The organism is Trichocoleus sp. FACHB-40 (assembly GCF_014695915.1).
Classification (GTDB): Bacteria; Cyanobacteriota; Cyanobacteriia; order Cyanobacteriales; family FACHB-T130; genus Funiculus; species Funiculus sociatus.
Window position 1 is genome coordinate 300,019 of record NZ_JACJPF010000098.1, and the last position, 26,630, is coordinate 326,648.

The following is a 26,630-nucleotide window of genomic DNA, read 5'->3' on the forward strand; positions in this document are numbered from 1 at the left end:
GATCCTTAAGCTTATAGGGAAACTTGGAATGCACCTGAGTGAAATAACCCATCCTAACCAGTTGCACGGTCTATCAATTCGTCAACTCCAGCAAATTGCGCGTCAAATCCGGGAAAAGCATCTCCAAACCGTAGCCACCAGCGGTGGACATTTGGGGCCAGGATTGGGTGTCGTGGAACTTACATTAGGGCTGTATCAAACTCTCGACTTAGACCGAGATAAAGTAGTCTGGGATGTCGGACACCAAGCCTATCCGCACAAAATAATTACCGGGCGGTACGACAACTTCCACACCCTGCGGCAAAAAGACGGTATTGCCGGTTATCTCAAGCGATGTGAAAGTAAATTCGATCACTTCGGTGCAGGTCACGCTTCGACCAGTATCTCAGCTGCCTTGGGCATGGCTGTAGCGCGAGACCTGAAAGGCGATAACTTCAAAGTCGTTGCCGTGATTGGCGATGGCGCACTTACTGGCGGTATGGCATTAGAAGCGATTAACCATGCCGGACATTTGCCGAAAACTAATTTGCTGGTAGTGCTGAATGATAACGAGATGTCAATTTCGCCCAATGTGGGCGCAATTCCCCGCTATCTCAACAAAATGCGCCTCAGCCCGCCGATGCAATTCCTCACAGACAACTTAGAGGAACAATTCAAACATATTCCCTTTGTCGGCGAATCCCTCTCCCCAGAACTGGAAAGGGTGAAAGAAGGAATGAAGCGGCTGGCAGTTCCCAAAGTAGGGGCAGTGTTTGAAGAACTTGGCTTTACCTACATGGGGCCAGTGGATGGTCATAACCTGGAGGAACTGATTGCCACCTTCAAGCAGGCACACAAAATGCCAGGGCCAGTGCTGGTTCATGTGGCAACCGTGAAAGGTAAAGGGTACGAAATAGCCGAGAAAGACCAAGTAGGCTACCACGCCCAAAGCCCTTTTAACCTTGCCACTGGCAAAGCTATCCCCTCCAGCAAACCAAAGCCTCCCGCCTACTCGAAAGTTTTTACCCACACGCTGGTGAAACTTGCCGAAAACAACCCGAAAATTGTTGGCATTACAGCGGCAATGGCAACAGGAACAGGTTTAGACAAACTCGCCAGCAAACTGCCCCAGCAATACATCGATGTTGGCATTGCGGAACAACACGCCGTCACCTTAGCGGCAGGAATGGCTTGCGAAGGGATGCGCCCTGTTGCTGCGATTTACTCAACCTTCCTGCAACGCGGCTACGACCAGATTGTTCACGATGTCTGCATTCAAAACCTGCCTGTCTTCTTCTGCCTCGACCGGGCAGGAATTGTCGGCGCTGATGGCCCCACCCACCAGGGGATGTATGACATCGCCTATCTGCGCTGCCTTCCCAACATAGTGTTGATGGCACCCAAAGATGAGGCAGAGTTGCAGCAAATGGTGGTGACGGGAGTAAATTATACCGATGGCCCGATTGCGATGCGCTATCCTCGCGGCAACGGCTACGGCGTTCCCTTGATGGAAGAAGGTTGGGAAGCTTTGCCCATCGGTAAGGGAGAAATTTTGCGGCAAGGGGATGATGTGCTGATGGTAGGCTATGGTTCAATGGTTTACCCAACCATGCAGGTAGCTCAAATTTTGAGCGAACATGGGATAGAAGCCACTGTGATCAATGCCCGTTTTGCTAAGCCTCTTGATACTGAGTTAATTTTGCCCCTTGCCAAGCAAATTGGTCGGGTTGTGACGCTGGAAGAAGGCTGCTTGATGGGCGGCTTTGGGAGCGCGATCGCGGAATCTCTCCTAGATAATAATGTCGTAGTGCCTGTGATGCGAATTGGCGTACCCGATGTCTTAGTAGACCACGCCACCCCAGATCAGTCTATGGCAGAATTGGGATTGACACCGCCGCAAATTGCCGAAAAAGTACGAAAATCTTTTAGTCCTCAACTGTCAGCAGTTGGCGGTTAAAAAGGTTTCTTAACGCAAAGGGAAGCGCAGAGTAAGGCAAAGATTCTTGACGTAGCTTTGCGATTACCTCAGTGACCCTTTGCGTTAAAATTTTGATTTTGCATCCCACACTAACTACCCAACTGATATGTCTATTACCAACCAAGTTTATCCGGTTATTTGGAACCAAGACCGCGTTTTATTAATCGACCAAAATCGCCTTCCCAACGAGTACACATTTGTGGAAATTACCTGCTCTGAGGATATGGGGCAGGCGATTAAAACTATGATTGTCAGAGGCGCACCTGCAATTGGTGTTGCTGCTGCTTATGGAATGTATTTGGGAGCAACGGAAATTCAAACCGAAAACCGGGATGAGTTTTTGACTAAGTTAGAGCAAATTGCTCAGATGTTGCGTCAAACTCGTCCAACTGCGGTTAATTTATTTTGGGCGATCGCGCGAATGATGAGAACCGCCTACGAGTCCATAGGAACCGTAGCAGAAATCAAAGCCATTTTACTAAAAACTGCTCAGACGATTAATTCCGAAGACTTGCAAACCTGTCAGGCAATTGGCGACAACGGTTTAAAAGTTTTACCCTCCAACCCTGATAAACTAACTATTCTTACCCATTGCAACGCCGGAGCATTGGCAACCGCAGGTTATGGCACGGCATTGGGCGTGGTGCGTTCTGCATGGCGCGAGGGGCGTTTGATGCGAGTCTTTGCCGATGAAACCCGCCCTCGTTTACAGGGTGCCAAACTCACCGCCTGGGAATGCGTCCAAGAAGGCATCCCCGTCACTGTCATTACTGATAGTATGGCGGCGCATTGTATGAAACAAGGTTTAATTCATGCTGTCGTCGTCGGTGCTGACAGAATTGCCGCTAATGGTGATGCGGCTAATAAAATTGGCACCTACAGTTTGGCATTGGTGGCTAAAGCTCACAACGTTCCTTTCTTTGTAGCAGCACCTCTTTCAACGATTGATTTTGAGTTATCTTCTGGCGAGGAAATCCCTATAGAGGAGCGCGATCCGGTTGAGATTTATAAAGTTGGGGATACCATTCTCACCCCCGCAGGCGTAGAGTTTTATAATCCCGCTTTTGATGTCACTCCTGCTGAATTAATTTCGGCAATTATTACAGAACATGGTGCAGTTGCCCCCGCTGAGTTAAAACATTTTCGGGAAAAGCAATTGGTTTAGAAAAAAGTTAGGAATTATGAGTGATATTTAATCCGATTACGCATAATTAAAAGTCACCCTACCCCGTTCTTGGCCTGTCGAAAGCAGCCACCTGAGTTTGGGGATGGGGTTCTTTTATTATGGGCAATTAGACGGATTTGATATGAAAAGTTGTAGGTTAGCTTTTATCGCTCAACTCAACAAAGGGATAAAACGTTTGGGTAACACTAAACCTCTTGCATAAATGCCTTGAACTAAAGTTCAGGCTTAAAGCTAAAACCCGTTAAAACGGGTTGAAAATCTTTGCCAGTTAGCTTTAGCTAACTTTCGCTTTCAGCCCGAAATTTATTGCAGGGCTGACTTTTGCAAGAGGTCTACTCACCTCAACCCAACTTCTACTATAGCAATCCTATTTAAGTTGTGAACGAGTATTCGCTCTGGTGTAGGGAAACGGCAGTGCCGTTTCCCTACAGGGTTTCACGAATCATTTAGGATTGCTATAGACTTATCAATTCCTTAGTAAATGTTTTAACCTATTAAAACGGGTTAAAGTTTTAAGCCGGAAACTTATTTCAAGGCAATGAATGCTGACCGTTCAAAATTACACTTCTGCTAAAAGTTTATTAATTTGACTTTGCATTTTTTCTTGTAATAGTTGTGCTTGTCGATAAGCAACTGTTCTCCCTTCTCTTACGGAAGCTTCTGGTTCTGGAGTATCTTCTATTGACCAAGTTTTATACATAGGTTGAACATAATAACGCAACTTGGTTCTCATCGCCCAAACGCCCATTGATGGGAAGAGAATGAAGGCAAACATTAAAAAAGAAATAGGCAAGAAAGGTAGGTAGAAAACTCTGGCTAACCTTTTAAGATTAACAGCCCAAGGATGTAAAGATTCATTACCAATACAAACAACTGGCAGAACTGGAATTTGGTAGCGATCGCTCAATCTAATAAAACTGGGATGAAACGTTTCTAGCTGATAGCGCTTTCGCCAACCTTTCCCAGGCCCGCGCAAACCCTCCGGCGCATAAAGTAAAATTGTGTTCTGGGCAATTGCCGCTTCAAAATCATCAGCTTGGGCTTTTACACCACCTAGAACGTTTGACCATCCGGGAGGTAGCCACCAAATCACCCAAGGATGCTCAAATAAGGATATACCCGCAAGCGATCGCATACTCCATCCCCGTGTCTGACTCAAGAGCGTACCTAATACTAGGATGTCCCAAGGGAAGGACATCCCAGCATGGTTCATCGCTACAATTAATGGGCCTGTCTGAGGCAAATTCTTTAGTTCTTGTAGCTCTCCTTGAAAATAGTATTTCACAATAGGAGCGAGAACTTCATCTCGAAAAGCTTGCTGATAGTTTGGGTCGAACTGCCCTTTTTCAAAGCGCGGAGAACGACAACCAAGACGTAACCAACGAATCAGCAACGCTAGATAAAATCCCCCAGGAATCAGAAATAATCCATACTCCAACCAATTCCAACCATCAGGATCTACATGATAGTGTTGCCAGTGACGGTTGAATAAAATCAGCCAGCCTGGAGGATACCACAGACAAAACCAATCGAACCAATTCCATCGATAATCTTGAGAACACTTAGCCATGCCATCCTCAATCTTGACCTTTTCGACATACAGCAGCGAGTCATGCTCTTAGCAAGTATACGTCTGTTGAGAAGATTCGCTATTCAACCAATCTCTGTTTTCTATATTTTTGCAAAACTAATCTGATTCCAGACAGTAAATCGACAAAAAGTTGAAAACCTTTTACACAACAGGTAATTCTAAGAATAAACAAATTTAGACTATAGATAGGCTTAGAGTAAATGTACACTTGGCAGGAATTTTTCACTATGTCTGTAGAAGCTTGACAAGGAAAGCTATCGCTAGCGCCAATAGGCGACGAAATCGCTGACAAAATATTTTTAAAAGCTCAATCCAGCTTACAGCTGTGCTAGAACCATGTTAGCGATAAGTTTGGTAAATACGGATACCAAACCAAATTTCCAGCGACTAACACATTCGGCTTATCGGCAAATAGCCATTCCCAATGCTGTTAGATAACTACAATCTAGCGAAATTGCTTAGTGTTATCTTACATGGGTTTTCCGTCAGCGTCGGGGTAGGTTAGCTCTGGCTCAACGTAACTTTGTATTTAAGATATTACTGTCGCCGCAGTGAGGAGATATTTATTTACTGAGTTTCTTCCCTTGGGGGGATGTTTTTCTATAAAAAAGTAACTTTAATTTGCCAAATATATTAAGCGATCGCTACTTTACCTGATCAACATTATTGCCAAATATAACGAAATAATAATTCTTCCGGAAGCGCAAGCAACCATAAAGGAGAGCGCATTTTACAACATCATTATTTTGTACCCTTAAATTTAGTACAAGGATAAAAACATGACAACAACCCCCAAACTCATCACCCTCAACTGCTCTGGTGGTATATCATTAGGCGCTTATATGGCAGGAGTTTTCTATGAGCTGACCAAAGAAGCAGTCCAGCCTGAACCTAAAGTCATCATTGATATTATCACAGGCTCCTCAGCGGGGGCAATGTCGGGCGCGATCGCTGCCTACTGTCTACTAAATGGAAACGTAGCGCCACCATCTAAATACATAAACTTGGAAAAAATTACCGATGAAGCTCATAAAAGCCCGTTATATCAAGCCTGGGTTGAACAAGCTGATATTGAACAAATAGACAGCTTTGCTGTGATGCTATCTAGTTTCAAAGATGGATATAAAGCTACTATAGAAAGTTTCGTAAATAGCTTTGAATCTACTTTGGAAAAATATAAGGTTAGCTCTAGCCCAATTAGGAGAGCTATTTTTAAATTGTTCAAAAAATCTCAATCCTCAGAATCTACTCCCCAACAAAAACGCAATAGAACAAACTTGAGTGTTCTATCTGGAGAAGCAATAAAGAAAATTGCTCAACTTGTGATAGATCCGCCGCAAATAACAGATAATACAAAGCCCTTAGCATTGTTGATGACGCTGACAAACTTACAGGGGCTTCTGGAGAAAGTAACTCTTGCAGACTCGCAGGGTTTGGTTGAGCAAGAAATAGAAGCGATCGCTAGTTCTGAAACTCGTCAATTTCTTTTTCATTCTAAACTCGACCAACAAAAGATGAATAAGATGTGGGAGAAAGCCGTCATAGGTGGTAGAGCTTCTGGTGCTTTTCCTCTCGCTTTTCCTCCGATTTGGGATCATTCGGATATTACTAGCCTCAATCTGAAAAATCTCAGCGATGATTACTTTGCAACTCTTAATCCTAAAATTCTGAAAAAAGAAGGATTAGGAGCTATACCAAGAACCGAAAACAGTGATACAGACTTAATGTTTTTGTACACCGACGGCGGTATTTTAGATGGGTTACCAATTTTAAAAGGAATTGACCTTGAACATGATTTACGTTTAAGAAAGATACATAATAACGGTAACTCGCGTCAACAGTTCCGTCAGGAATTTACGGCACAACAATCCTCAAGCAATACAGAAAGGTTGCACGTTTATATTCGTCCAATTCCTGTGGAGAACTTAAAAAGTGACGAAAGACTAACACAAGGATACTTCCCGATGCTGGAAGTTGGCATAAAGGGGTTAACATTGCCAAAAGCAGAACACGACTCAATGCGGCTCAAAGAAATTCAAAAACGGAATGAGTTAGTGCAAGCAAAGCAGGAATTGCTAGAAAAGCTCCAATATCAGGGTGTTGAGAATATAACCCAGATTAAGGAAAAGCTAGAGGAAGCGATACCTTATCGACACGTTAATCTTCGCCCGATTACGCCAGCAATTATTGGCAAAATTGCTGAACTAGAAAAGCATCCAAATCTGAGCCGACTGAAACCGATCTATGCGAATCTACCAAACAATATTCAAGTTTCGCTTCAGGAAGGAAGCGCAGCAGCATTATTAGCTTCAGACTTTCTGGGTGCTTTCGGGGGATTTTTCGATAAACGCTATCGCGATCATGATTTTATACTAGGTCGAATCTGCGGTATTACCTGGCTGCACGAACACTGTAATGTAGAAATTTCCGAAGCAGAAGTTGAGGAGTTGGTCAGGGATGCCCAGAAGTATCTTCTTGATAAAGATCCTCAACCCGCAGATTTGAAGTTTAGTCAAAAGATTAGAATTGCCAGGATGGGTTTACGCGCTCTGCGAATTGTGGTAACAGAGTCAAAAATTATTGGTTTGGCTTGGCTTTTCGTTTTGGGAGTTGTGAAACTTTCAGCAATTTTATTATTGGCAATTCTGGAGATTTTGGCAACTTTATTTATCGGTTTAACCGATATGGTTGAAAGAATGCACAAGATGATGTTTGGGAGTGGAAGCTGAGAAATCTGTTGTCGCCCAAAGCAAAGGCGGGTAAGATGTCAACCCTACAATAGATAAGGCTTATCTTGTGGGGTGGGCATATGGCCCGCCTTATAAGTACAAACGCTACTACTCAGAAACACCGCAAAGCTGGTAACGTCAAACAAAGGAAAAGATTGTTACAGGACGTGACGGCTTGAAAACGCGCTCTAGTTATTGGCATCTACTGCCATACATCCGCCCTCAGTGGAAAACCATTGCTCAGGCTTTTGCTTGCACATTAGGGGTTACGGTATTCTGGCCGATACAGGCGGCACTTGCAGGCAAAATCGCCAATTTCATTGGACAGGGCGATATGGCGGCGCTTGCCCAGTTAGCAGGAGTGCTGGCAGTGGTTTTTCTAGTCCAGAAAATTCTGATGTATGGACAGGATACCCTGATGGCGAAAGCCGCCCTTTTCGTGGCCTTTGACTTACGCAAACAGGTTTATACTCACCTACACCGCCTCAACTTTGGCTATTTTGAAACTACACAGACAGGCGATTTAACTTATCGTCTTACCGAAGATATCGACCGGGTTGGGGAGGTGGTGAATAAAGTTTTCCATGACTTTATTCCCTGCGTGTTGCAGCTAATAGTCGTGTTGGGCTACATGATTTATCTCAACTGGCAGCTGACGCTGGCAACTTTTTTGGTAGCACCGCTAATGGGCGTTTTAATTGGCTGGTTTGGCGAACAGATGCTGAAGTTTTCTCGCCGCAGTCAAAATCACGTATCTAATTTATCGGCTTTGCTGACAGAGGTATTTAGCGGAATTCGTCTGGTGCAAGCTTTCGCCGCCCAAGATTATGAAATTGCTCGTTTTGCCCAGGAAGCTGAAGAAAATCGGAAAGCTAAGTATGCAACTGAACGCCTGAAGGCGATTCAGAACCCTGTGGTAGGATTTCTGTACGCAATGAGCGTGTTGCTACTGTTTTTCCTGGGCGGCTGGCAAATTTCTATCGGCAATTTGACTGGGGCAGAATTTGTTAGTTATATCGCAGCTGTAGCGTTGCTAATTGACCCCATCGCCCATCTCACGAGTAACTACAACGAGTTTAAACAAGGTCAGGCATCGGTTGACCGAATTTTTGAACTGATGGCAATTCAGCCGACGGTGCTGGAAAAGCCCGGTGCAAAGGTGCTTCCGCCAGTTACTGGGAAGGTGGAATATCGCAATGTTACTTTTGCTTATCCGTCTTCAGCGGACAGGCGACTGGAGGACAAGGGGGATTTCCCAATTCCCAATTCCCAATTTCCTATTGCCAATTCCGCAGTTCTGAAAAACTTGAGTATTTTAGTCCAACCCGGTGAAATGATTGCCTTGGTGGGCGCATCTGGTGCGGGTAAAACTACTTTGGTGAATCTGCTACCCCGCTTTTATGACATTCAAGGCGGTGAAATTCTGATTGATGGGATCAATATTCAGGATGTGACGCTGCGGAGTTTGCGGCGACAAATTGGTATTGTGCCGCAAGAAACTATTCTATTTTCTGGCACGATCGCGCAGAATATTGCTTTTGGTCAAGCTGAGTTTGATTTGAAAGATGTTCAGGCTGCTGCCGAAATTGCTAACGCCCACCAGTTTATTAGCCAAATGACGCAAGGCTATTACACTTGGGTGGGGGAAAGAGGGGTGAACTTGTCGGGAGGGCAAAAACAGAGGATTGCGATCGCGCGTGCTGTTTTACTCAACCCCAGAATTCTGATTCTCGATGAAGCTACATCAGCGCTGGATTCGGAATCTGAAGCTTTGGTGCAAGAAGCTTTAGAACGGATTATGCAAGACCGGACTGTATTTATCATCGCCCACCGCCTTGCCACCGTGCGCCGCGCCGATCGGATTTTAGTGGTGGAACAGGGGCAGATTTTGGAATCTGGGAGTCATCAAGAATTGTTGGAAAAGGGCGATCGCTATGCGCGATTCTATGCCCAACAGTTTAGTTAGGAATTGGGGATTGGGGATTGGGGATTGGGAAAAAGTCCTACCTAGTCCCTAGTCCCCAATCCCCAATCACAGTTGTTCCAGATAGCGCAGCAAATCTGCCATTTCTTTGGTGCTAGGCTGGAACTGCGGCATGGGTGGGGTATCGCCACTGATGACTTGGTGAATTATTCTGACGCGAGACTTCCGCTTTGAGATGTCTTCCAGACTGGGGCCTACCCGACCTTGCGCTTCCAATCCATGACAGCCAGCGCAGTTCATTTGAAAGATGGCGTGTCCCTGCACTATATCGCCGTTTAAGGATAAAACAGTCTTTACATAAGGATCGGAGACGCGCCACAGGTGAAAGCTGACAACTGATAACAGGAGTACCAGCACAAACGCCAAAGCTATCAAGCTTAAGCGCTGCATCAAGGTTTCTCGTAGAGTGTACTGGTTATCCAATGGTTTCTTAAGGCGAAGATGTACAAACAGAGTTTTTTATCAGGGGAGAGGGTGATTAGTGTGTAATGACCGAGTATATCGATATGTGTGCTAGTGTATCGAGAAACGTTTCAATTTATATACATAGCTTAAATTTTTCTCTTAATCCAGGCAAGCGTAATTTTGCGTAGCTTTACGCCGCCAGGGATGAGATGCTGTGAAATTCTCTGGTGCCAGCCTTACCCTTTCTTTGTCTGTACCTTGTAGGATGAGAAACAGGCAAAAAACTTTAACAAAGGAGAACTGACGTGATCGAACCTCTGCTTTCAGGAATTGTGATGGGCTTAATCCTTGTAACCCTCGCTGGGCTGTTTTTCGCTGCTTATATGCAGTACAAGCGCGGTAATGACCTAGGCTTGTAGAAAAAGTGCAAAAGTGCTGAGTGCTTTATTCCTCGCCTCAGCACTCAGCACTCATAACTCTGAAGAAGGTGAGGGCTGTGTTGCCATAAACCTTTTGGCGACAGATTTCCAGGGTGGGAATTGGTTCAACTGTCCAGTTGTTGGGGCTGTGTTCTACTGCCATTTCACCAGTGGGAGCTAATATTTGGTAGTGTGCGATCGCTTCCAATACTGGCTGATACACTCCACTGGCGTAGGGCGGATCGAAGTATATGCGGTCAAACTGCTGACCAGCAAGTGTTGGCAATTGCCCTACGACATCTCCCCCCAGCACTTGAAATTTTTGCTCGCTTTGAGCAACTTGCTGCCAGTTTTGCTGTACGATGGCGCAAGCTTTACCCCATTTTTCTATTCCGACTACGCAGTTGGCACCGCGACACAATGCCTCTGCGCCCATCGATCCGCTACCAGCGCACAAGTCCAGCCAGCGACAGCCGTTGATGCTGCCCTGCCAAATATTAAACACTGCTTCGCGCACTCTTCCTAGTGTTGGTCGGGTTTCTTGACCGGGTAAGGTTTTGAGTTGGCGATTGCCGTAAATTCTTAGGGTCATTGTGAGAAAAACCGCGTTGGCGAAGGCTGCGCGTTAGCGCTTAGACGCTAAGGGCAAGGGAGGGAAGACAAGAAAAAGAGGAGTCTACTTAATACTCGGTTAAGGCTTGATACCCCCAACCCCCTTGAAAAGGGGGCTTTTCTGATCATTTTTTAAAGGCGGGATATCCTAGCCAAGAAATATTGGTAGTGTACCCAAAAATCTTTTATGCTGGCACTTTCGCCTGTACTTGGGCGACGAAGTTGGATAAAATTTGTAGTCCGCTAGTGGAAGATTTTTCGGGGTGGAATTGGACAGCCATCAAGTTGTCACGAGCGATCGCAGCTGTTACAGTTTGACTACCGTGGGTGATGGTTGCCGCCCTAATTTTCGGGTCAACTGGATCGACGTAGTAGGAATGGACAAAGTACACCCAAGCCTGTTCTGGTAATTGTCGCCACAGTGCGGCATTTGGCTGGGTAATTTCCAGAGTGTTCCAGCCCATGTGGGGAATTGTTAATCCTGGTTCTGAGCTAAATCTTCGCACGACACCGGGGACAATTCCTAAACCGGGTTCTTTGCCTTCTTCACTCCCATCAAAGAGAATTTGCAGACCCAGACAGATGCCTAAGAAGGGTTTCCCGGAAGTGATCGCGTTTTTTATCGGTTCTACTAGGTGACGCGATCGCAATTGTTGCACTGCTGGGTCAAAAGATCCTACCCCAGGCAGTACCACCGCATCCGCCCGTTCAATATCTAACGGTGAATCGGTAATTTTCGCGATCGCGCCTGCTTTCTCCAACCCCTTACAGGCAGAGTGCAGATTCCCCATGTCGTAGTCTATAACTGCAATAACTGTCATGCTCGATCTTATAACTGAGTTTTTTATTTTTTCCGCATCAACGTACAATTGTACGTTGATGCCATAAGAGAAGTTATCTCTGTATGTTTTTAATATTTATAATATAACAACCCCCTACTAAAGTCAATATATAAAATAATAATTCCCCAAAAAAACGGATTCTTTTATTAATAGTTACAGTTTCCTGAATATCCAATGAGTAAAATTATCTTATTGACCTCCTTTGACACTTGGCTACCTCACCAAAAATCCAATTCCTCGGATGATTTATTGTTAGAAGTTGCCAGTGAGCTTTCCCCGCTGTCTTTAAATTTTTTAAGACAGCTACCAGTTGATGTTGCCCAAGCAAGCGATCGCGTCATTGCCAAAATCAACGAATTGCAACCAGATGTGGTTATCTGCTGCGGCATGGCAGAGGGGAGAACCCAATTAAGCGTGGAATCTTGCGCGAATTGTGGAGATAACCGACTGTTGACACCAGTCAATTTAGAGAAAATATTAGCAGGTTGTGCGGCAACTGATATCAGCCACGATGCCGGAAATTTTGTCTGTGAGGGACTATATTATTCAGTATTGGAATATTTACAAGAACGCCAACTTAATAGCCGCTGCGTTTTCGTTCACGTTCCGGTTTTGACCCCAGAGAACTTGTCTGGTATTGTGGCAGATTTTTTGGTAGTTATTAAAAGCATGGCACTTTTAGGAGACTTATAGAGTCTTAGCGTTTATCTATAATCTTGCATCCTATGCTACCGTTATTATCTATTTTACCTCTTGCTCAAACACCGCCCCCACCACCGAAGCCAGCACCCCAAGAAATCGTGCAACCCCAGCCAGTTTTGGCTTTGCCTGGGAAACTGGATAATGTGCCGATGTTTAACAGCAACAGTCCAGAATGGGTAAAAATTGAGGGAATTTTACTCTCTACCTTTCCGCCTACAGGTAAAAAGGTGCCAGCGGCTCATCTTAATTTTCCTTTTCAGGGGAGATTTGATTTATTTGCCCACCATTTTAGCCACACTCCCAAGGATTTGCAGACGCTTTATATAGGAGTGATGTTGCATAATCCAACTAAAAAAACTGTAAGGGTGCAAGTATTGCAAGCGGCAAGCCAGCTAATGCAAAATGCACCTTATGTCACCTTGCCAACTTATGTGGAAAATCCTAAAGGGGAGGTATACTCTGGACATGGCGATCGCGCTGTGAATGATGTCCTGCGGGGGATTCGTCAGGCTGATTTTCCGGCGCAGTTAGCGATTCCACCAGGGGAAAGCCGGATGTTAATGAATCATCCGATTCCGGTGCGGGATTTAGAAAAGCCGATAAATGGGCGTTCGACGTTGATGCGCTTACGCAGTAATGGCACGGTTTATGCAGCCAGTTTAGCGATGTATGCTAAGAAAAATGCTGATGGTAGCGATCGCGCACCTACTCAACTAGAATGGAAAGCTTTACTAAATACTGGCGGTTTAGCCGGGCCGCGCGATACACCGCCGAGTCCTCCACAACAAACTACAGGAAAATTTATCTATAGTCGCGTGGCGGGAGTGTCCGCAGGTTCTGCATGGAAAGGGCGACTGGTGGATAAACCAAATGCCCAGCATTTGACAATTCCCGACTCAGGTAAAGCCATTTCTTATCCTATCAGCAGCTTGAAACTAGGAACTCTAGGGACGGGTCAAGTGCAAACAGCAAAAATGCTGGTACGCTATCCCGATACAGCTTACGAAGCGCATGGTAACTATGGAGTTGAATATAACCTCAGCTTACCTTTAATTAACTCTACGAATAAACCTGAAACTGTTAGCGTGACTCTGGAAACGCCTTTGAAGGAAGATAAGTTGAGTAAAGGTGGGTTACGCTTCCGAAAACCGCCCCAAGATTTCCCAATTTTCCGAGGAACAGTGCGGTTGCGTTACAACGACGACCAAGGTAAGCCTCAGACTCGCTACGTGCATTTGTGGCACAGAACAGGTCAGGTTTTAGACCCATTGCTAACATTGAGAATGGCACCGAAAACTCGGCGACAGGTGCAAGTTGATTTGATTTATCCTCCTGATGCCACCGCGCCGCAGGCGTTGACTGTGAGAACTTTAGACACTAACTCGGCTAATTTAGGCGCGATCGCATTTTTAAGCGCAATACCCATGTTGTATGGAATTGGGCGTTTAATTTAGATTATAGGGGCGCGCCTGTTCCGCGTCCCTACTCAAATTATTTTGATAAAGATAGCGATCGGTAATACAGGCAACCTTCCAGGCCGGGAAACAAGATAAAGTGTAGCTTTTAATACATTTATTCGGTAAATTTGTTGATAAACATATATCTAAGCTTTAAACAGCGATCCCCAAAAACTATTGCTAATATCTGCTAGAAAAATTCATAGCTTCTAGGGTTCCGGTTTAAATCTGAGGGTTTAAACGTCTGGTCCAAGAGAAGCTAATCAGCTTGATCGGATTAGCTGATGACACGGCGGGAAAAAAGCCCGGGAGAGACATCTAACCGTTACATAACTGTTAGTGCTTTCCTGGGCTTTGATATTGCAATAGTTTGGGATTGAACAATTTTTAGGATTTTGTAAGATGACTGAAGAACGCGATCGCCCCCTTTCTGAGAGTTTAGATTCTCACTCCCAAGAGCCTCCTAGTGAAGCTGAACGAGCTTTGGAAAAAGAAGCGCGACTGCCTTTGACTGGTTGGCAACAGGAGGTTTCCAGAGGATTAGACTTAGGGTTAGAAGGAGCAGACAGTATACGCGATCGCTCCATTCCCACCTTCTCGCGCGGCGAATTACCCCACTACGCCGGAATTAACACCTTCTTAAAAGCGCCTTATTTAGAAGATGTAAAAAAGGTTGGAGAATACAATGTTGCGGTTGTCGGAGTACCTCATGATTCCGGTACTACCTATCGACCAGGAACTCGTTTTGGCCCCCAAGGAATTCGGCGCATTTCCGCACTTTATACTCCCTATAGCTTTGAATTAGGTGTAGATTTGCGAGAGCAAATCACGCTGTGTGATGTTGGGGATATTTTCACAATTCCTGCTAATAACGAAAAGTCCTTTGACCAAATTTCTAAAGGTATTGCTCATATCTTTAGTTCTGGTGCCTTCCCGATAATTTTAGGCGGAGATCATTCCATTGGTTATCCGACAGTGCGTGGAATATGTCGTCACTTAGGCGACAAAAAAGTGGGAATTATTCACTTTGACCGCCACGTAGATACCCAAGAAACCGACCTGGATGAGCGGATGCACACCTGTCCCTGGTTTCATGCCACCAACATCAAGAATGCACCTCCAAAAAACTTAGTTCAATTAGGGATTGGTGGTTGGCAAGTTCCGCGTGAAGGCGTGAAATTTTATCGAGAACGAGCAAGTAACATCCTGACGGTTACAGATATTACAGAAAAGGGTCTGGATTACGCTGTAGACTTTGCTTTAGAAAGAGCATTAGACGGAACAGATTGCGTTTATATCAGCTTTGATATTGACTGCATTGATGCAGGTTTCGTACCTGGAACAGGATGGCCTGAACCCGGTGGGTTATTGCCCCGTGAAGCTCTCTATATGCTGGGCAAAATTGTCCAACGCGCACCTATCTGCGGACTGGAAGTTGTGGAAGTTTCTCCCCCCTACGACATAAGCGATATGACCGCATTAATGGCAGCTCGTGTAATTTGCGACACGATGGGACATTTGGTAGTTTCAGGTCAGCTACCAAGAAAAGAAAAACCAGCTTACATTCACGAAGAAGCTGAGCCAGAATTAGTTGCAGAGTGGAGATAAGCCTTGCACGAAACTGACATGACAAAGGCGCTCATTTTTACAGTAAAAGACTGGTGGCAATCCCAGCCTGAGCGCCCCCAGATTTCCCGAATTCACCTAATTGTTGGTAAGTTTACTTGCGTGGAGCCTGTAAGTCTGCAATTTGCTTTTGAGGTACAGACCTACAACACTTTTTTAGAAGGAGTTGAGTTGGTAATTCAAGAAAAACCCTTGATTGCCTTCTGTCATCCTTGCCAACAGGAATATAACCCAGAAATTGGGTTGCAATATTCTTGTCCTCAGTGTCACTCGCCGATGGAGGATATTCGCTCAGGACGAGAATTAAAAATTGACCGAATTGAATATAGTTTCGACGAGGCAAATAAAGAAGCTTATGCACCAAACATTTGACGCGGCATTAGGGATTAACTTGCTCCATGCTAATCAGAAAGGAGCAGAACATAACCGGGCGCATTTCGACAAGTGGGGGATTACTTGTTTCAATGTTATGAGTAGTCCCGGCGCTGGGAAAACAGTGCTGCTGGAACGCACTCTCGCTGCTTTGAAAGATGAGTTAAAAATCGCCGTAATTGAGGGCGACATGACTACAGAATTAGATGCAGATAGGTTGCGACAGTATGGAGTACCTGTGTTTGCAATTAATACAGGTCGTTCCTGCCATTTAGATTCAAAAATGGTCGCTGGGGGAATCCATCAACTAGAACATCAATACAACCCTTCAGACTTCGATTTAGTGCTGGTGGAGAATGTCGGCAATTTAGTTTGTCCTGCGGAATTTGAAGTTGGAGAACACGCAAAAATTGCTTTACTTAGTATTACGGAAGGAGAAGATAAGCCGCTTAAATATCCAGTAATGTTTCAAGAGGCGGATTGCTTGCTGATTACCAAAATGGATTTGGCTCCTTATCTGGAAGTTGATATTAATCGGATTGCCGCTAATGTTCGCCAGATGAATCCTTATGCCACAATTATTCCCGTTTCTGCGAAGACAGACGAGGGGTTAGACGTTTGGTTTGATTGGGTAAAGTCACAGCTAGCATCTCAAAATCAACCGCTAGTAGATGCAGCGATCGCTAGCAGATAAGAAGAAGCGAGAGTAGGAAAAAGGGGGATTCTCATGAAAAGGCGATCGCTACTGTCCTGTTTTGCTCTCTTTTTAATTAGTTTAAGCCTTGCCGTGGGTTGCACTAATCCCGCAGTTTACATTACCACCACTACCGATACTACTTCGTCCGCAGTGGCGGCTGACTCGGTGAATGCAGGTGTGGCGCGTTTGGGATTCAGTGCATGGCCCGGTTGGTTTCCCTGGCAGATTGCCTACGACCAGAAGATATTCGATGCTAAGCAGGTGGGAGTGGAACTGAAATGGTTTGATGGCTATTTGGAATCCATCAACACCTTGAGTGCAGAGCAAATCGATGCTAATAGCCAAACCCTAAACGATACCCTTAGCGCGGTATCTGGTGGTGCAGATCAGGTTGTAGTGCTAGTGAACGACAACTCCACAGGCAACGACAAGGTAATCGTTCGGGAAGGCATCAACTCCATTGCCGACCTGAAGGGCAAAAAAGTCGCAGCTGAAGAAGGTGCCGTCGATCACTTCCTGCTGCTGTTGGGACTGAGGAAAGCAGGCTTAACTCAGAAAGATATTGAATTCGTCCCTCTGGAAACAGGGAAAGCAGCATCAGCATTCGTAGGCGGACAAGTTGATGCGGTAGCAGTATTTGCTCCCTTCACAACCCAAGCGCTGAAACTCCCAGGCAGTAAGGAACTTTTCAGTTCTAAAGACTTTCCAGGGGCAATTCCCGACCATTTGGTAGTCACTCACAAATTTGCAGACGAACACCCAGAACGAGTACAGGCAATGGTCGATGCCTGGTTTGCCACCCTGGACTACATGAAGAAAAACCCTAAGACTGCGATCGCAATCATGGCAAATCGGGCGGGAGTCAGCGTTGAGGAATACAAAGAGTATGCCGAAGGCACGAGGATATTCTCAGTGGAGGATAACCTGAAAGCCTTTCAACCGGGCAACGATATGACCTCCCTGATGTTTGCATCTCAGGAAATGATTAAATTTTTGGAAGAAGTGGGTCTAGCGAAGACAAAACCAGACCTTAGAAAGCTATTCGATGACCGCTTCATCAAGGCTTATGCCCAAAAAACCATAAAAGCATAGGTATCCGGCAGTTCTTGCCAGTCAAACTGCATAACCCTTAAACTTCCTTCAAAATCCTAACTTTATGAACTTTTCCCCTTCCTCCTCCTCTGCGCCTGTGCGGTTCGTTTAAAAGCTAGCCACAATGCCGAGGATTGCCACGGAGGAATTTATGAGTCAAAGCCCTAAATCGCACGAGTCTTCCACCGAATCAAAAATGTTGCCTTCCACTGTTTTCTGGCGCATTGGCGAAGACATTCCCAAACCTCTGAATACAGCATTGATCGCCACTTCCATTGCACTACCCCTACTACTGTGGTGGCTGGTGACAATGTTCGGGAACATCGATCCGAAATTTTTGCCCTCTCCTGCCCAAGTTATGGCAGCATTTGGACGGCTGTGGAGTACCCGCGAACTCCTCAAGGACACAGTGGCTAGCTTGTGGCGGGTTGGTGTTGGGTTTTTGCTGGCGGCAATTTTTTCCATCCCCGTTGGAGTCCTGATGGGCAGTTTTCCCAGTATTCGGGCATTGCTGGAACCGCTGTTCGGGTTGATGCGCTATATGCCTGCGCCCGCTTTCATTCCTCTTTTCATCCTCTACCTGGGAATCGGGGAAGCACCGAAAATTACCCTGATCTTCATCGGTGTCTTTTTTTTCAATTCCCTGATGGTGATGGATACTGTGAAGTTCGTGCCTAAAGAATTGATTGAAGCTACCTACACGCTGGGGGGGAACCGTTGGCAGACGTTGTTTCAGGTAATTTTTCCGCACGTCTTGCCCGGAATCATGGATGCGTGTCGAATTAACTTGGCAGCAGCTTGGCAGCTGGTGATTGTCTCAGAATTGATTGCCGCAACGGAGGGGTTGGGTCGTCGGATCAGCGTGGCTGGTAGGTTTCTCAACACTGATGAGATTTTTGTCGGGCTAATTGTAATCGGGGTTATCGGGCTGTCATTCGACCTGTTATTTCAGTACCTAATGCGGGTTTCTTGTAACTGGGCAAGCCAAAAACGATAGATTTCCTGCTATCAGGCTGTGTCGCTCCTAAATATCCATTTAACGATTTAGAGGTTTTAAAGTTATGTACTTGCAAATCAATAATCTGCACAAGCACTTTAATACAAAACAGGGAAATTTAGTTGTCCTCAAGGACATTAATATGACGATTAAGGAAGGTGAATTTATTTGTGCTGTGGGAGCATCTGGATCTGGTAAGTCCACGCTGCTACGGCAGATTGCCGGACTGGATACCCCGACGACAGGGGAAGTTAAGATTGATGGCGTGCGCGTCGCTGGGCCAGGGCCAGATCGGGGGATGGTGTTTCAGCACTACACGCTTTACCCGTGGATGAACGTGCAAGAAAATACAGAATTTGGACTAAAACTTCAGGGAATATCAAAAAAGGAAAGACGCGATCGCGCCAGTTACTATCTGAATATAGTCGGGTTGACGGAATTTGCTAGATCGCTGCCCAAGGAGCTATCCGGCGGAATGAAGCAACGAGTAGCGATCGCCCGCGCCCTTGCTTCGGAACCTAAAGTGCTGTTGATGGATGAACCTTTTGGTGCATTGGACATTCACACCAAAGAATCTATGCAACAGTTTATGCTGGAACTTTGGGAACGCAATCGTCTCACGGTTTTCATGATTACTCATGATGTAGAAGAGGCAGTTTTCCTTTCTAATCGGATCTACGCCCTGAGTGCGCGTCCCGGTACGGTGAGCAAAGAAATCCCCATCGAATTGCCCAATCGCACCCATGCTGTTAAGCGCCACTCTATTTTCCACGATTACAAGGATGAATTGATGAACTTGCTGCGGAGAAATTCCTTGGAGGCGGTGGCTGCATAGATATCCATACGGTTCAATTAAACAGGCAATTACCTGTAGGGCGGTCATCTCGCCTACAGGTAATTCAATTTATTGAGTGCTAACCGGAGATGATTTACGGCTGATAGCGGATATTCGCTTCTTTAAAGCGGCGCAAGGCTTCACCCAAGCGATCGCATTCCGCAATCAAACTTACTCGCACGTAACCTTCACCCCCAGCGCCAAAAGCATTCCCTGGCGTTACAACCACACCAGTCTGCTGCAACACTGATAAGGCAAAATCTGTGGAACCCATCCCCACTGGACAAGGAACCCAGAGATACATTGTGGCTTTTGGTTTGGGAATATTCCAACCCAATTCGCCTAAACCTTGAATTAGAAAATCGCGGCGACGACGATAGCGATCGCATACCTGATTGACATATTCATCTGGCAATTCCAACGCTGTTTGGGCAGCAGTTTGCAAAGCGGCAAAAATGCCATAATCCAAATTAGTTTTCAGCGTCCGCAAGCCTTGAATAATGTGTCTATTTCCAACCACAAAACCTACGCGCCAGCCAGCCATATTGTAAGTTTTTGACATGGTGTGAAACTCGACACCGATATCTTTGCCGCCGGGAATTTCTAACAAGCTAGTCGGCTGATAACCATCAAAGGCTAACTCTGCATAGCACAAGTCATGCACGAGTAAAATTTCGTACTTTTTAGCAAAGGCAACAATATCTTTGAAAAATTCACGGGGTGCTGTTGCGCCAGTGGGGTTACTGGGATAATTGAAATAGAGAATCTTAGCTTGTTCTGCTACAGAATCTGGAATCGCACCGATATCGATTACCCAGTCATTTTCTGGTTTCAAAATCAGCTGGTGAATTTTGCCGCCGGCGATCGCTGGCCCCCGAAAATGAGCCGGATAAGCCGGAGAAGGTACTAAAACCAAATCTCCCGGATTGATATAAGCAAGCGCCAAATGAGTCAACCCTTCCTTAGAACCCAATAGCGGCAAAGCTTCGCTATCCGGATCGAGGTCAACATCATAACGACGACGATACCAGTTAGTGATAGCGCGACGGAAACTGCTAGTACCTTCAAACGGGGGATAGCCGTGATTTGCGGGGTTGTGCAAAGCTGCGATCGCTGCCTCTATCACTGGCTGCGGTGCAGGCCCATCTGGATTCCCCATTCCCAAATCAATTAAATCCAACCCCTGCTCCCGCGCCCTAGCTTTCAGTTCATCCAGGCGGGCAAATACATAGGGCGGCAGGGCTTGCAGCCTGTCGGCTGGGCTAATCCAATCTAACGTCATCAGACCTATCCGTAAACTGGTGTATATTTTCAGCGAGGCAGCGCTCTAAATCCTTATTAGGAATTGGAACATGAAATGCCACCTCGTAACTCAATCAAAACATTTTTAAAAGATAGCTAATTAATCGCCAGCCATTAGCCATTAGCTATTGACAAATGACCAATTGTAGTAGAAACCATTGCCGCCATCAGTTCGTCAGGCACAACTTTAAAGGGTAGCCGATGGATATCAGAATTAGCAGCGCAGGCAATTTCAGCCGCTTGCCGCAACTGAGCTAAAGTGATGTCACCCAAATTCAGATCCTCCAAAGTTTGAGGAAGTCCAATGTCAGCGTAAAACTTTAATAACTGTTGTCTAGCTGTAGCAGCTAATTGGTTGCCTTGTACCATTTCTTCCAAACGCAGCTGTGCAAGAATACCATAAGCGACTTTTTCCCCATGTATGGCACCATGAGCTGCCGGGATGTGAGTCAAACCATTGTGTACTGCATGAGCTGCTACTGTACGACATTGAGCGCCGCCCAATCCACCAATTACCCCAGCTAGTAAAATTGTGGCATCGACAACATCGCGCCAGACTTCACTACCTGGTTCAAGGAGGGCGGCCGCACTCTTTTGAAACAAGAGATCCCGCAAGACTCTCGCTTGTTGGACTGCGGCAATTAGCAAACTTTGCTCAGAATGACCGCTACTCACAGAAGCTTCGTACCACTTTGCCAAAGCGTCACCAATACCAGCTACTAGGGTGCGTTGCGGCGCAGTCTGAATCAGATCGTAATCCAGCACCAGCAAATCTGGACAGCGGTCGAGGCTGACATCGTACAGAAAAGCTCCGGTGTCAGAATAAACGTTCGATAGAGCTGTCCAAGCAGCGCAGGTAGCTGCTGAGGTAGGAATCGTGACTACTGGCAACCCGCACTGATAAGCGAGTAATTTGGCGGTATCTAATGCTTTTCCGCCGCCGATGCCGATAATCAGATCGGCTTGAGAATCTGTGGCTGCTTGTCGCAGAGATCCTAGGCTGGCTTCGCTACAATCTGGGCTGTAAGATGCTGTTGCAAAGCTTAATTGCTCTAGAACGGCTTGCAATTGGGGCAGTGTGACGGCAAGGGTGCGATCGCCTCCCACAATTAAGGGACGATCCCCCAAACGCGCGATCGCTTCTCCCGCTTGCGAGAGCGCCTTCTGACCCCGCAGCACCCGACCGGGAGCCACACAGAGTGAAAACAACGAAGTAGCGGTTTGAGTAGACAAATCTGGCAAAGATTGGTTGGGCATAGAACGAACTATTTTATTCTAAATAGGGGTATCTCTCAAGATTTTTCTTAAAAAAATTTACAGCGAATAAATAGAATTTTCCTGAGGCGGTTGCTTCCAGTATCAGGAAGCAACCGCCTCTATTTCATAATGACAAACGCTCAAGCGTTGGGTTTTGGCAGTTGGGCGATATTTTCCGGATAAACTTTAATAGCCAACTGGTCATCATCGCGGGTGACGAGACTCCGCTTCACCTCACCCAAGTAAAGCGGTTTAGAAACCCCTGGTTCTGGATGGATGACGGTGCGTGCGCGAATAGTGAGTTGATTGTTTATCTGACCTAAACGACCATAAGAAAACAAGTTGCTGGCGGCTTGACGCAGGGTTGCGTCCAATTCTGTTTCGGTAATTTCTGGGGGAACCTTGATTACTGTCTGCGCGCCCCCAGTGTCATAAACCAGCTTATAGCGCACCGCACCCGGAACCACCGCGTGGGTTAACGGCACCAAACCCAAGGCAAACAAACCACCAGTCAGTACGCCCATAAAGCCAGTGATACCCACTAGGCGAAACCGGATACCCCATTGCAAAATAAACCCCAGCCCTGCCAAGACACCGCAGGCTAGAGTGAGGATACCCGCCCACTTGGCATAGTTTAAAAAATCAGCAGTCGTTAGCATGGCAGATCAAGCGTCTTCTTTTTCATTACTGATAAAGCCATTTCCTGAATTGCCATTGGGCAATTCCAGGGCAGCTTTTAAAGTATGCCAGGTAAGGTTAGCGCATTTGATTCTGACTGGGAACTGAGAAACACCTTGCATGACGTTTAGCTTTCGCTGTTCTTTAGGAAACTCAGCTTGCCCTTTCATCATGTTTTGGAAGCGTTCAACCATTTCCAGGGCTTCGCTTACACTCTTTCCTCGTAAGGCATCCGCCATCAAGTCAGCAGAAGCCATCGCGATCGCGCAGCCTTCTCCTTCAAACTTTACTTCTTCTATGGCGTTGCCTGCATCGTTTAGATGCAACGTCAGCTCAATCGTATCGCCACAGGAAGGATTATGTCCTTTCTGATACCGATGCACCGGATTAGTTTTGCCTTTGTGCCGTGGCTTCTTGTAGTGTTCGAGAATGACCTGTTGATAAAGGTCGCGCAGGTTGCCCAGAGTCATGAGTGGATAAGTATTAAAATTTATGAATCCTTCTCGATCCTATCAGTGTCTCTCATTTTGGCAGGGCTGGTAAACCTCACTCCCAGATATGTATCCTTATTTCTACTGGGCTTCCCCAATTAGGGTAAATGCTGCCCAGTCTAACGGTTCTGGATACTGTTTCATCGTTGCTAACATTGCGCTTCGCAATGCTTGGGCTTTATTAGGGTTTGTTTGTAGAGTTCGATAAAATTCTGTCATTAGAACGTTAGTCGGCTCATCAGGCACCGCCCACAAGGATACGATCGCGCTGGGTACCCCTGCTGAAATCAGCGATCGCGATAGCCCGATGACACCATCTCCGGTAATTTCACCGCGTCCCGTATTACACGCACTCAGTACCACAAGTTCAGCATTTAGCTTCAAGTCAAAGATTTCTCCTGAAGTGAGGAATCCATTATCATTCTTTGATGGAGCCAGAGCGATCGCGCCGGGAACACCTAATTCTTGAATATCATCAAGTAATCCGTGGGTTGCTAGATGAATCAGCCGCGCTTTAGACATCTGCGGCACAATATTAACCTTCGTTGCCTTGTCGCCAATAATCGCCGTGGTGTTCAAAAGTTTAGCAATCGTCTGCGCTTCCTGTTCTGCACCCGGTAATGGGTCTAGTTGCTGAGGCGTTTGCCCAGGCTGTTTTGCGGGCATTGTTGGCATTGTCGGATTGCCCACCACTAGCACATCTTTGCTATGTTGAGACGTTCTATGCAACGTTGCTATACGTTGCTGTTGCTGGCGCGTTAAGTCTAGCACCTCAATAGATGGAGATGTTAGGATTGTGTGTTGCTCGACTAAATATTTGCCATTGGGAGCTTTTAGCGCCGGGAAAGGCAGCAGAAACAACCTGTCTTGCGGGATAAATATTACGTGGGAATTTGGGTCTTTGGGCAGGAATTCAGCAATCGGCTGAATCAGCACTTGATGAAGTTTCTCTCTAGCAGCTTCTCCTTGGCCAAGATTAGGTCCGTGTAAAATACGACTGTCAGCCAGCAAATCTTCAAACGAATTTTTTTGCCGCCGTAGCTGTTTAAGGTCAACTGAGCGAAACGCCACTTTACCTGTAGGCTGAACTACCCAAATAAAGAGTTCAGAGGCCTTACCTCTGAGTTTACCTTGTACTTTGAATTCTTCTTCAGGAACAATTGAATATTCAATCAGTGTGGCATTTTGTTCTTTAGCAATTTTTTTGATTTGCGCGATTGTTGGAGGGTTTAAATTAGTTTTAGATCGAGCAGATTTTTCAGGAGATAACCGCTGTTGCAGTAACTGTACAAAAGCACGCGCTCGTCCCCGTTCGGAAATTTCTAAAGCAGAATCTTCTTTCTTCTGAGCGATGAGGATTTGTTGCAGCAGGCTGTAGGTAAGAACTTGCGTATCAAAAAGTGAGACATTGTGGATATCATTTAATCCCGGTCGCAGAGATTCCAAAACTTCAACTGCATCGCGAAGTTTTTTTTCTGCTTCTGGGAGTTTGCCAGAGGTAAATAGGGTATGTCCTAGATTATTCAGAGCCATTCCCTCGCCGCGTCTGTCACCAAGCGATCGCGCGATATCTAAACTTTTCTCGTGATGTTCAATTGCTTTGGCGTAGTCACCTAAATCTTCGTAAGCAATTCCTAAATTCGAGAGTGCTTTCTGCTGCAACTGGCGATCGCTAGTTGTGAGAGCGATCGCTAAACTCTGGTGATAGTAACCAAGCGCTTTGACATGATCCTCTTGAACGTAGTAAGCAGATCCAAGATTGTTTAGGGAACTTCCTTGTCCTTCCTTGTGGTTAACTTGTTGGGCGAGCGCTAAACTCTGTTCGTAAGATTTAACTGCTTCGTCATACTTGCCCAAATTAGCGTAAATAGCTCCCAAATTTCCTAATGCTATCCCTTCTCCTGAACGATCTTTAATTTCCCGTACAATAGTTAAACTCTGCTGATAAGATTTAATTGCTTTGTCATATTCACCCAAAGCTTCATAAGTATTGCCTAAATTTGTTAAAACCTGACCCTCTCCCTGACGGTCTTTGGTTTCTTGCATAATTGCCAAAGCTTGCTGATGGGATGCAATCGCGTTTGCATAATTTCCCAAAGCTTTGTATGCAATTCCCAGATTTGAGAGTGCTTGTCCTCCTCCGCTAGAATTGTCATTTTCCCGCTCCATAGTCAAAAATGGCTGTAAGAGCGCGATCGCATCCCTGTAGTTTTCCTGAACCAGAGAAGCCGCACCCAGAACACCTCTAGCAGCAACTTCCCCCGGAACGTCTTTGAGTTCCTGGTAAATTCTTAATGCCTGTTGCCAAGACTGGACAGCAGATTCAACCTGATTCGGCTGATACTGTTCAAAACCTTGCTGTAATAGTCGATCTGCCGCCAGTTTACGGCTATTTTGCGCTGACGCTGATGCTACTGGTGCGGCGGGTTGTTCTTGCAAACAACGCGGATCTCGTAGTTGCAGATTTTGCGATCGCGGATCTTGCAGTTGTGCAGCGCACACAGCAGATGTTTCAGCCGTTGACAATTTCAGCGTTCCATCGCTGTTCCGCATCACGCGGTTAGCATGACGTGCATTTAACCTGTTTTTAAGGATGTCATCGACACCAAGAATATTATTACTATCAAATCCATGCGAGGCAGAAATACCATTGCTCAACGAAATCAACTGTATATCTGTTGTTGTTAGTCTGTCAGCTTTATCCGTAGCCGTATCAGTGGCACCAGTATTAGTAGTAACAGTAACAGGGTTAGTGCCAGTAACACTCACAGTCACATTAACAGGATTAGTACCTGGGTTAGTGACTGGTTCGGGTTCGGTAATTATGGGTATAAAGGGTCTATCTTGAACCGATATGTTGACTGTTTACCCGTTAGTTATAGGGCGAGGGACAAAAGCTAGATTGTCCTTCCCAGATCCTCAACAAATCCGCCGTTACCGGACTTGGTGCCGCCTTTGCTGCTAATATTTCCGGAAAAATCTGTCGTCTTATCTGTCCAAAAAATAACTCTACCGCCATTGCCATTGCTAATAGCATCAGCTTTGATAGTTGCGTCTTTGCCTACGAATGTTTGGGTGGCATAGTGCCGTCAGCCCCTGGAACAATACTAGTTTGTGCCTGTATCAATTTACTGCTGATAACTCCTAACAACGGAAAAACTACCAGCAGACAACGCAGGCTTCTGACAGCATTATTCATATAAATCTTGCCAAAATTATTATTTTTACCGAACTCAAACCCTTTCTCGCTGCAATAATTACCCTGAAGTTTTTTCCATAATTTGGGTTTGTGCAGCTTGCACCTATTTTTTAATTACTGTTTTAGTATCATATACTAGTATTTTTCGATCAATACTTATACGTAATCTAATTAAATTTTTATTAAAATTTCATAAAAAA

At 45.7% G+C, this 26,630-nt stretch carries 23 protein-coding genes and 1 riboswitch; of the genes, 13 read left to right on the forward strand and 10 right to left on the reverse strand.

Annotated features, from left to right (window positions below):
- Positions 1 to 28 precede the first annotated feature (28 nt).
- Positions 29 to 1,936: a 1-deoxy-D-xylulose-5-phosphate synthase gene (gene dxs / locus H6F63_RS22265; protein ID WP_190417410.1), complete on the forward strand. Its 1,908-nt coding sequence runs from the start codon at positions 29 to 31 to the stop codon at positions 1,934 to 1,936.
- A gap of 127 nt (positions 1,937 to 2,063) precedes the next feature.
- Positions 2,064 to 3,122: an S-methyl-5-thioribose-1-phosphate isomerase gene (mtnA, locus tag H6F63_RS22270; protein WP_190639597.1), complete on the forward strand. Its 1,059-nt coding sequence runs from the start codon at positions 2,064 to 2,066 to the stop codon at positions 3,120 to 3,122.
- A 580-nt stretch (positions 3,123 to 3,702) separates the two neighbouring features.
- On the opposite strand, the gene H6F63_RS22275 is transcribed toward mtnA, so the two are convergent.
- On the reverse strand, positions 3,703 to 4,713 hold the full coding sequence (locus H6F63_RS22275) for a 1-acyl-sn-glycerol-3-phosphate acyltransferase (RefSeq protein WP_190639598.1): 1,011 nt from the start codon (positions 4,711 to 4,713) through the stop codon (positions 3,703 to 3,705).
- A gap of 800 nt (positions 4,714 to 5,513) precedes the next feature.
- On the opposite strand from H6F63_RS22275, the gene H6F63_RS22280 reads away from it, so the two are divergent.
- Both H6F63_RS22280 and H6F63_RS22285 read left to right on the forward strand, forming a co-directional pair.
- Positions 5,514 to 7,463, forward strand: coding sequence for a patatin-like phospholipase family protein (locus H6F63_RS22280; protein WP_190639599.1), 1,950 nt, complete (start codon positions 5,514 to 5,516; stop codon positions 7,461 to 7,463).
- Positions 7,464 to 7,638: 175 nt separating this feature from the next.
- A complete protein-coding gene (locus H6F63_RS22285) occupies positions 7,639 to 9,429 on the forward strand; it encodes an ABC transporter ATP-binding protein (protein ID WP_190639600.1) in 1,791 nt (596 codons plus the stop codon).
- 66 nt (positions 9,430 to 9,495) lie between these two features.
- Here the strand turns inward: H6F63_RS22285 and H6F63_RS22290 are convergent, their stop codons facing one another.
- On the reverse strand, positions 9,496 to 9,870 hold the full coding sequence (locus H6F63_RS22290; protein WP_190435837.1) for a cytochrome c: 375 nt from the start codon (positions 9,868 to 9,870) through the stop codon (positions 9,496 to 9,498).
- 287 nt (positions 9,871 to 10,157) lie between these two features.
- Between H6F63_RS22290 and petG the strand changes: the two genes are divergently transcribed.
- Positions 10,158 to 10,271 (forward strand): cytochrome b6-f complex subunit V, encoded by a 114-nt coding sequence (petG, locus tag H6F63_RS22295; RefSeq protein ID WP_190417421.1) that lies wholly within the window; start codon positions 10,158 to 10,160, stop codon positions 10,269 to 10,271.
- Between the two features lie 37 nt (positions 10,272 to 10,308).
- Here the strand turns inward: petG and rsmD are convergent, their stop codons facing one another.
- Both rsmD and hisH read right to left on the reverse strand, forming a co-directional pair.
- Positions 10,309 to 10,863 carry a 16S rRNA (guanine(966)-N(2))-methyltransferase RsmD gene (rsmD, locus tag H6F63_RS22300; protein WP_190639601.1) on the reverse strand — a complete coding sequence of 185 codons (555 nt, stop codon included), beginning with the start codon at positions 10,861 to 10,863 and terminating at the stop codon, positions 10,309 to 10,311.
- 205 nt (positions 10,864 to 11,068) lie between these two features.
- Positions 11,069 to 11,704 carry an imidazole glycerol phosphate synthase subunit HisH gene (gene hisH / locus H6F63_RS22305; RefSeq protein WP_190639602.1) on the reverse strand — a complete coding sequence of 212 codons (636 nt, stop codon included), beginning with the start codon at positions 11,702 to 11,704 and terminating at the stop codon, positions 11,069 to 11,071.
- Between the two features lie 195 nt (positions 11,705 to 11,899).
- On the opposite strand from hisH, the gene H6F63_RS22310 reads away from it, so the two are divergent.
- The 8 genes from H6F63_RS22310 to H6F63_RS22345 all read left to right on the forward strand — a co-directional run bounded on the left by H6F63_RS22310 (position 11,900) and on the right by H6F63_RS22345 (position 19,503).
- Positions 11,900 to 12,418 carry a peptidase C15 gene (locus H6F63_RS22310; protein WP_190639603.1) on the forward strand — a complete coding sequence of 173 codons (519 nt, stop codon included), beginning with the start codon at positions 11,900 to 11,902 and terminating at the stop codon, positions 12,416 to 12,418.
- Positions 12,419 to 12,450: 32 nt separating this feature from the next.
- Entirely contained in the window at positions 12,451 to 13,881 is a 1,431-nt protein-coding gene (locus H6F63_RS22315) for a DUF3370 domain-containing protein (protein ID WP_190639604.1), read from the forward strand.
- Between the two features lie 201 nt (positions 13,882 to 14,082).
- Positions 14,083 to 14,198: riboswitch (guanidine-I (ykkC/yxkD leader) on the forward strand.
- A gap of 88 nt (positions 14,199 to 14,286) precedes the next feature.
- Positions 14,287 to 15,492, forward strand: a complete 1,206-nt coding sequence (speB, locus tag H6F63_RS22320; RefSeq protein WP_190417431.1) for an agmatinase — start codon at positions 14,287 to 14,289, stop codon at positions 15,490 to 15,492.
- 3 nt (positions 15,493 to 15,495) lie between these two features.
- Positions 15,496 to 15,882 (forward strand): hydrogenase maturation nickel metallochaperone HypA, encoded by a 387-nt coding sequence (hypA, locus tag H6F63_RS22325; protein WP_190639605.1) that lies wholly within the window; start codon positions 15,496 to 15,498, stop codon positions 15,880 to 15,882.
- On the forward strand, positions 15,866 to 16,576 hold the full coding sequence (gene hypB, locus H6F63_RS22330) for a hydrogenase nickel incorporation protein HypB (protein WP_190639606.1): 711 nt from the start codon (positions 15,866 to 15,868) through the stop codon (positions 16,574 to 16,576). Before hypA ends, hypB begins: the two co-directional genes overlap by 17 nt.
- A 33-nt stretch (positions 16,577 to 16,609) precedes the next feature.
- The gene (locus H6F63_RS22335; RefSeq protein ID WP_190639607.1) at positions 16,610 to 17,671 is read left to right on the forward strand and encodes an ABC transporter substrate-binding protein; all 1,062 of its coding nucleotides are present in this window, start codon (positions 16,610 to 16,612) and stop codon (positions 17,669 to 17,671) included.
- Between the two features lie 151 nt (positions 17,672 to 17,822).
- The gene (locus tag H6F63_RS22340) at positions 17,823 to 18,668 is read left to right on the forward strand and encodes an ABC transporter permease (protein ID WP_190639608.1); all 846 of its coding nucleotides are present in this window, start codon (positions 17,823 to 17,825) and stop codon (positions 18,666 to 18,668) included.
- Positions 18,669 to 18,732: 64 nt separating this feature from the next.
- Positions 18,733 to 19,503 (forward strand): ABC transporter ATP-binding protein, encoded by a 771-nt coding sequence (locus tag H6F63_RS22345; protein WP_190639609.1) that lies wholly within the window; start codon positions 18,733 to 18,735, stop codon positions 19,501 to 19,503.
- 94 nt (positions 19,504 to 19,597) lie between these two features.
- On the opposite strand, the gene H6F63_RS22350 is transcribed toward H6F63_RS22345, so the two are convergent.
- From H6F63_RS22350 to H6F63_RS22375, 6 genes are all read right to left on the reverse strand, one after another.
- Positions 19,598 to 20,785, reverse strand: coding sequence for an aspartate aminotransferase (locus H6F63_RS22350; protein ID WP_190639610.1), 1,188 nt, complete (start codon positions 20,783 to 20,785; stop codon positions 19,598 to 19,600).
- A gap of 134 nt (positions 20,786 to 20,919) precedes the next feature.
- On the reverse strand, positions 20,920 to 22,062 hold the full coding sequence (locus H6F63_RS22355; protein WP_190639611.1) for an iron-containing alcohol dehydrogenase family protein: 1,143 nt from the start codon (positions 22,060 to 22,062) through the stop codon (positions 20,920 to 20,922).
- A 140-nt stretch (positions 22,063 to 22,202) separates the two neighbouring features.
- A complete protein-coding gene (locus H6F63_RS22360; protein ID WP_190639612.1) occupies positions 22,203 to 22,721 on the reverse strand; it encodes a Ycf51 family protein in 519 nt (172 codons plus the stop codon).
- 6 nt (positions 22,722 to 22,727) lie between these two features.
- A complete protein-coding gene (sufU, locus tag H6F63_RS22365) occupies positions 22,728 to 23,210 on the reverse strand; it encodes a Fe-S cluster assembly sulfur transfer protein SufU (RefSeq protein ID WP_190435797.1) in 483 nt (160 codons plus the stop codon).
- A gap of 102 nt (positions 23,211 to 23,312) precedes the next feature.
- Complete coding sequence (locus H6F63_RS22370; protein ID WP_190639613.1) at positions 23,313 to 26,006, reverse strand: CHAT domain-containing tetratricopeptide repeat protein; 2,694 nt, start codon at positions 26,004 to 26,006, stop codon at positions 23,313 to 23,315.
- Between the two features lie 97 nt (positions 26,007 to 26,103).
- The gene (locus tag H6F63_RS22375) at positions 26,104 to 26,268 is read right to left on the reverse strand and encodes a hypothetical protein (RefSeq protein WP_190639614.1); all 165 of its coding nucleotides are present in this window, start codon (positions 26,266 to 26,268) and stop codon (positions 26,104 to 26,106) included.
- Positions 26,269 to 26,630 lie beyond the last annotated feature (362 nt).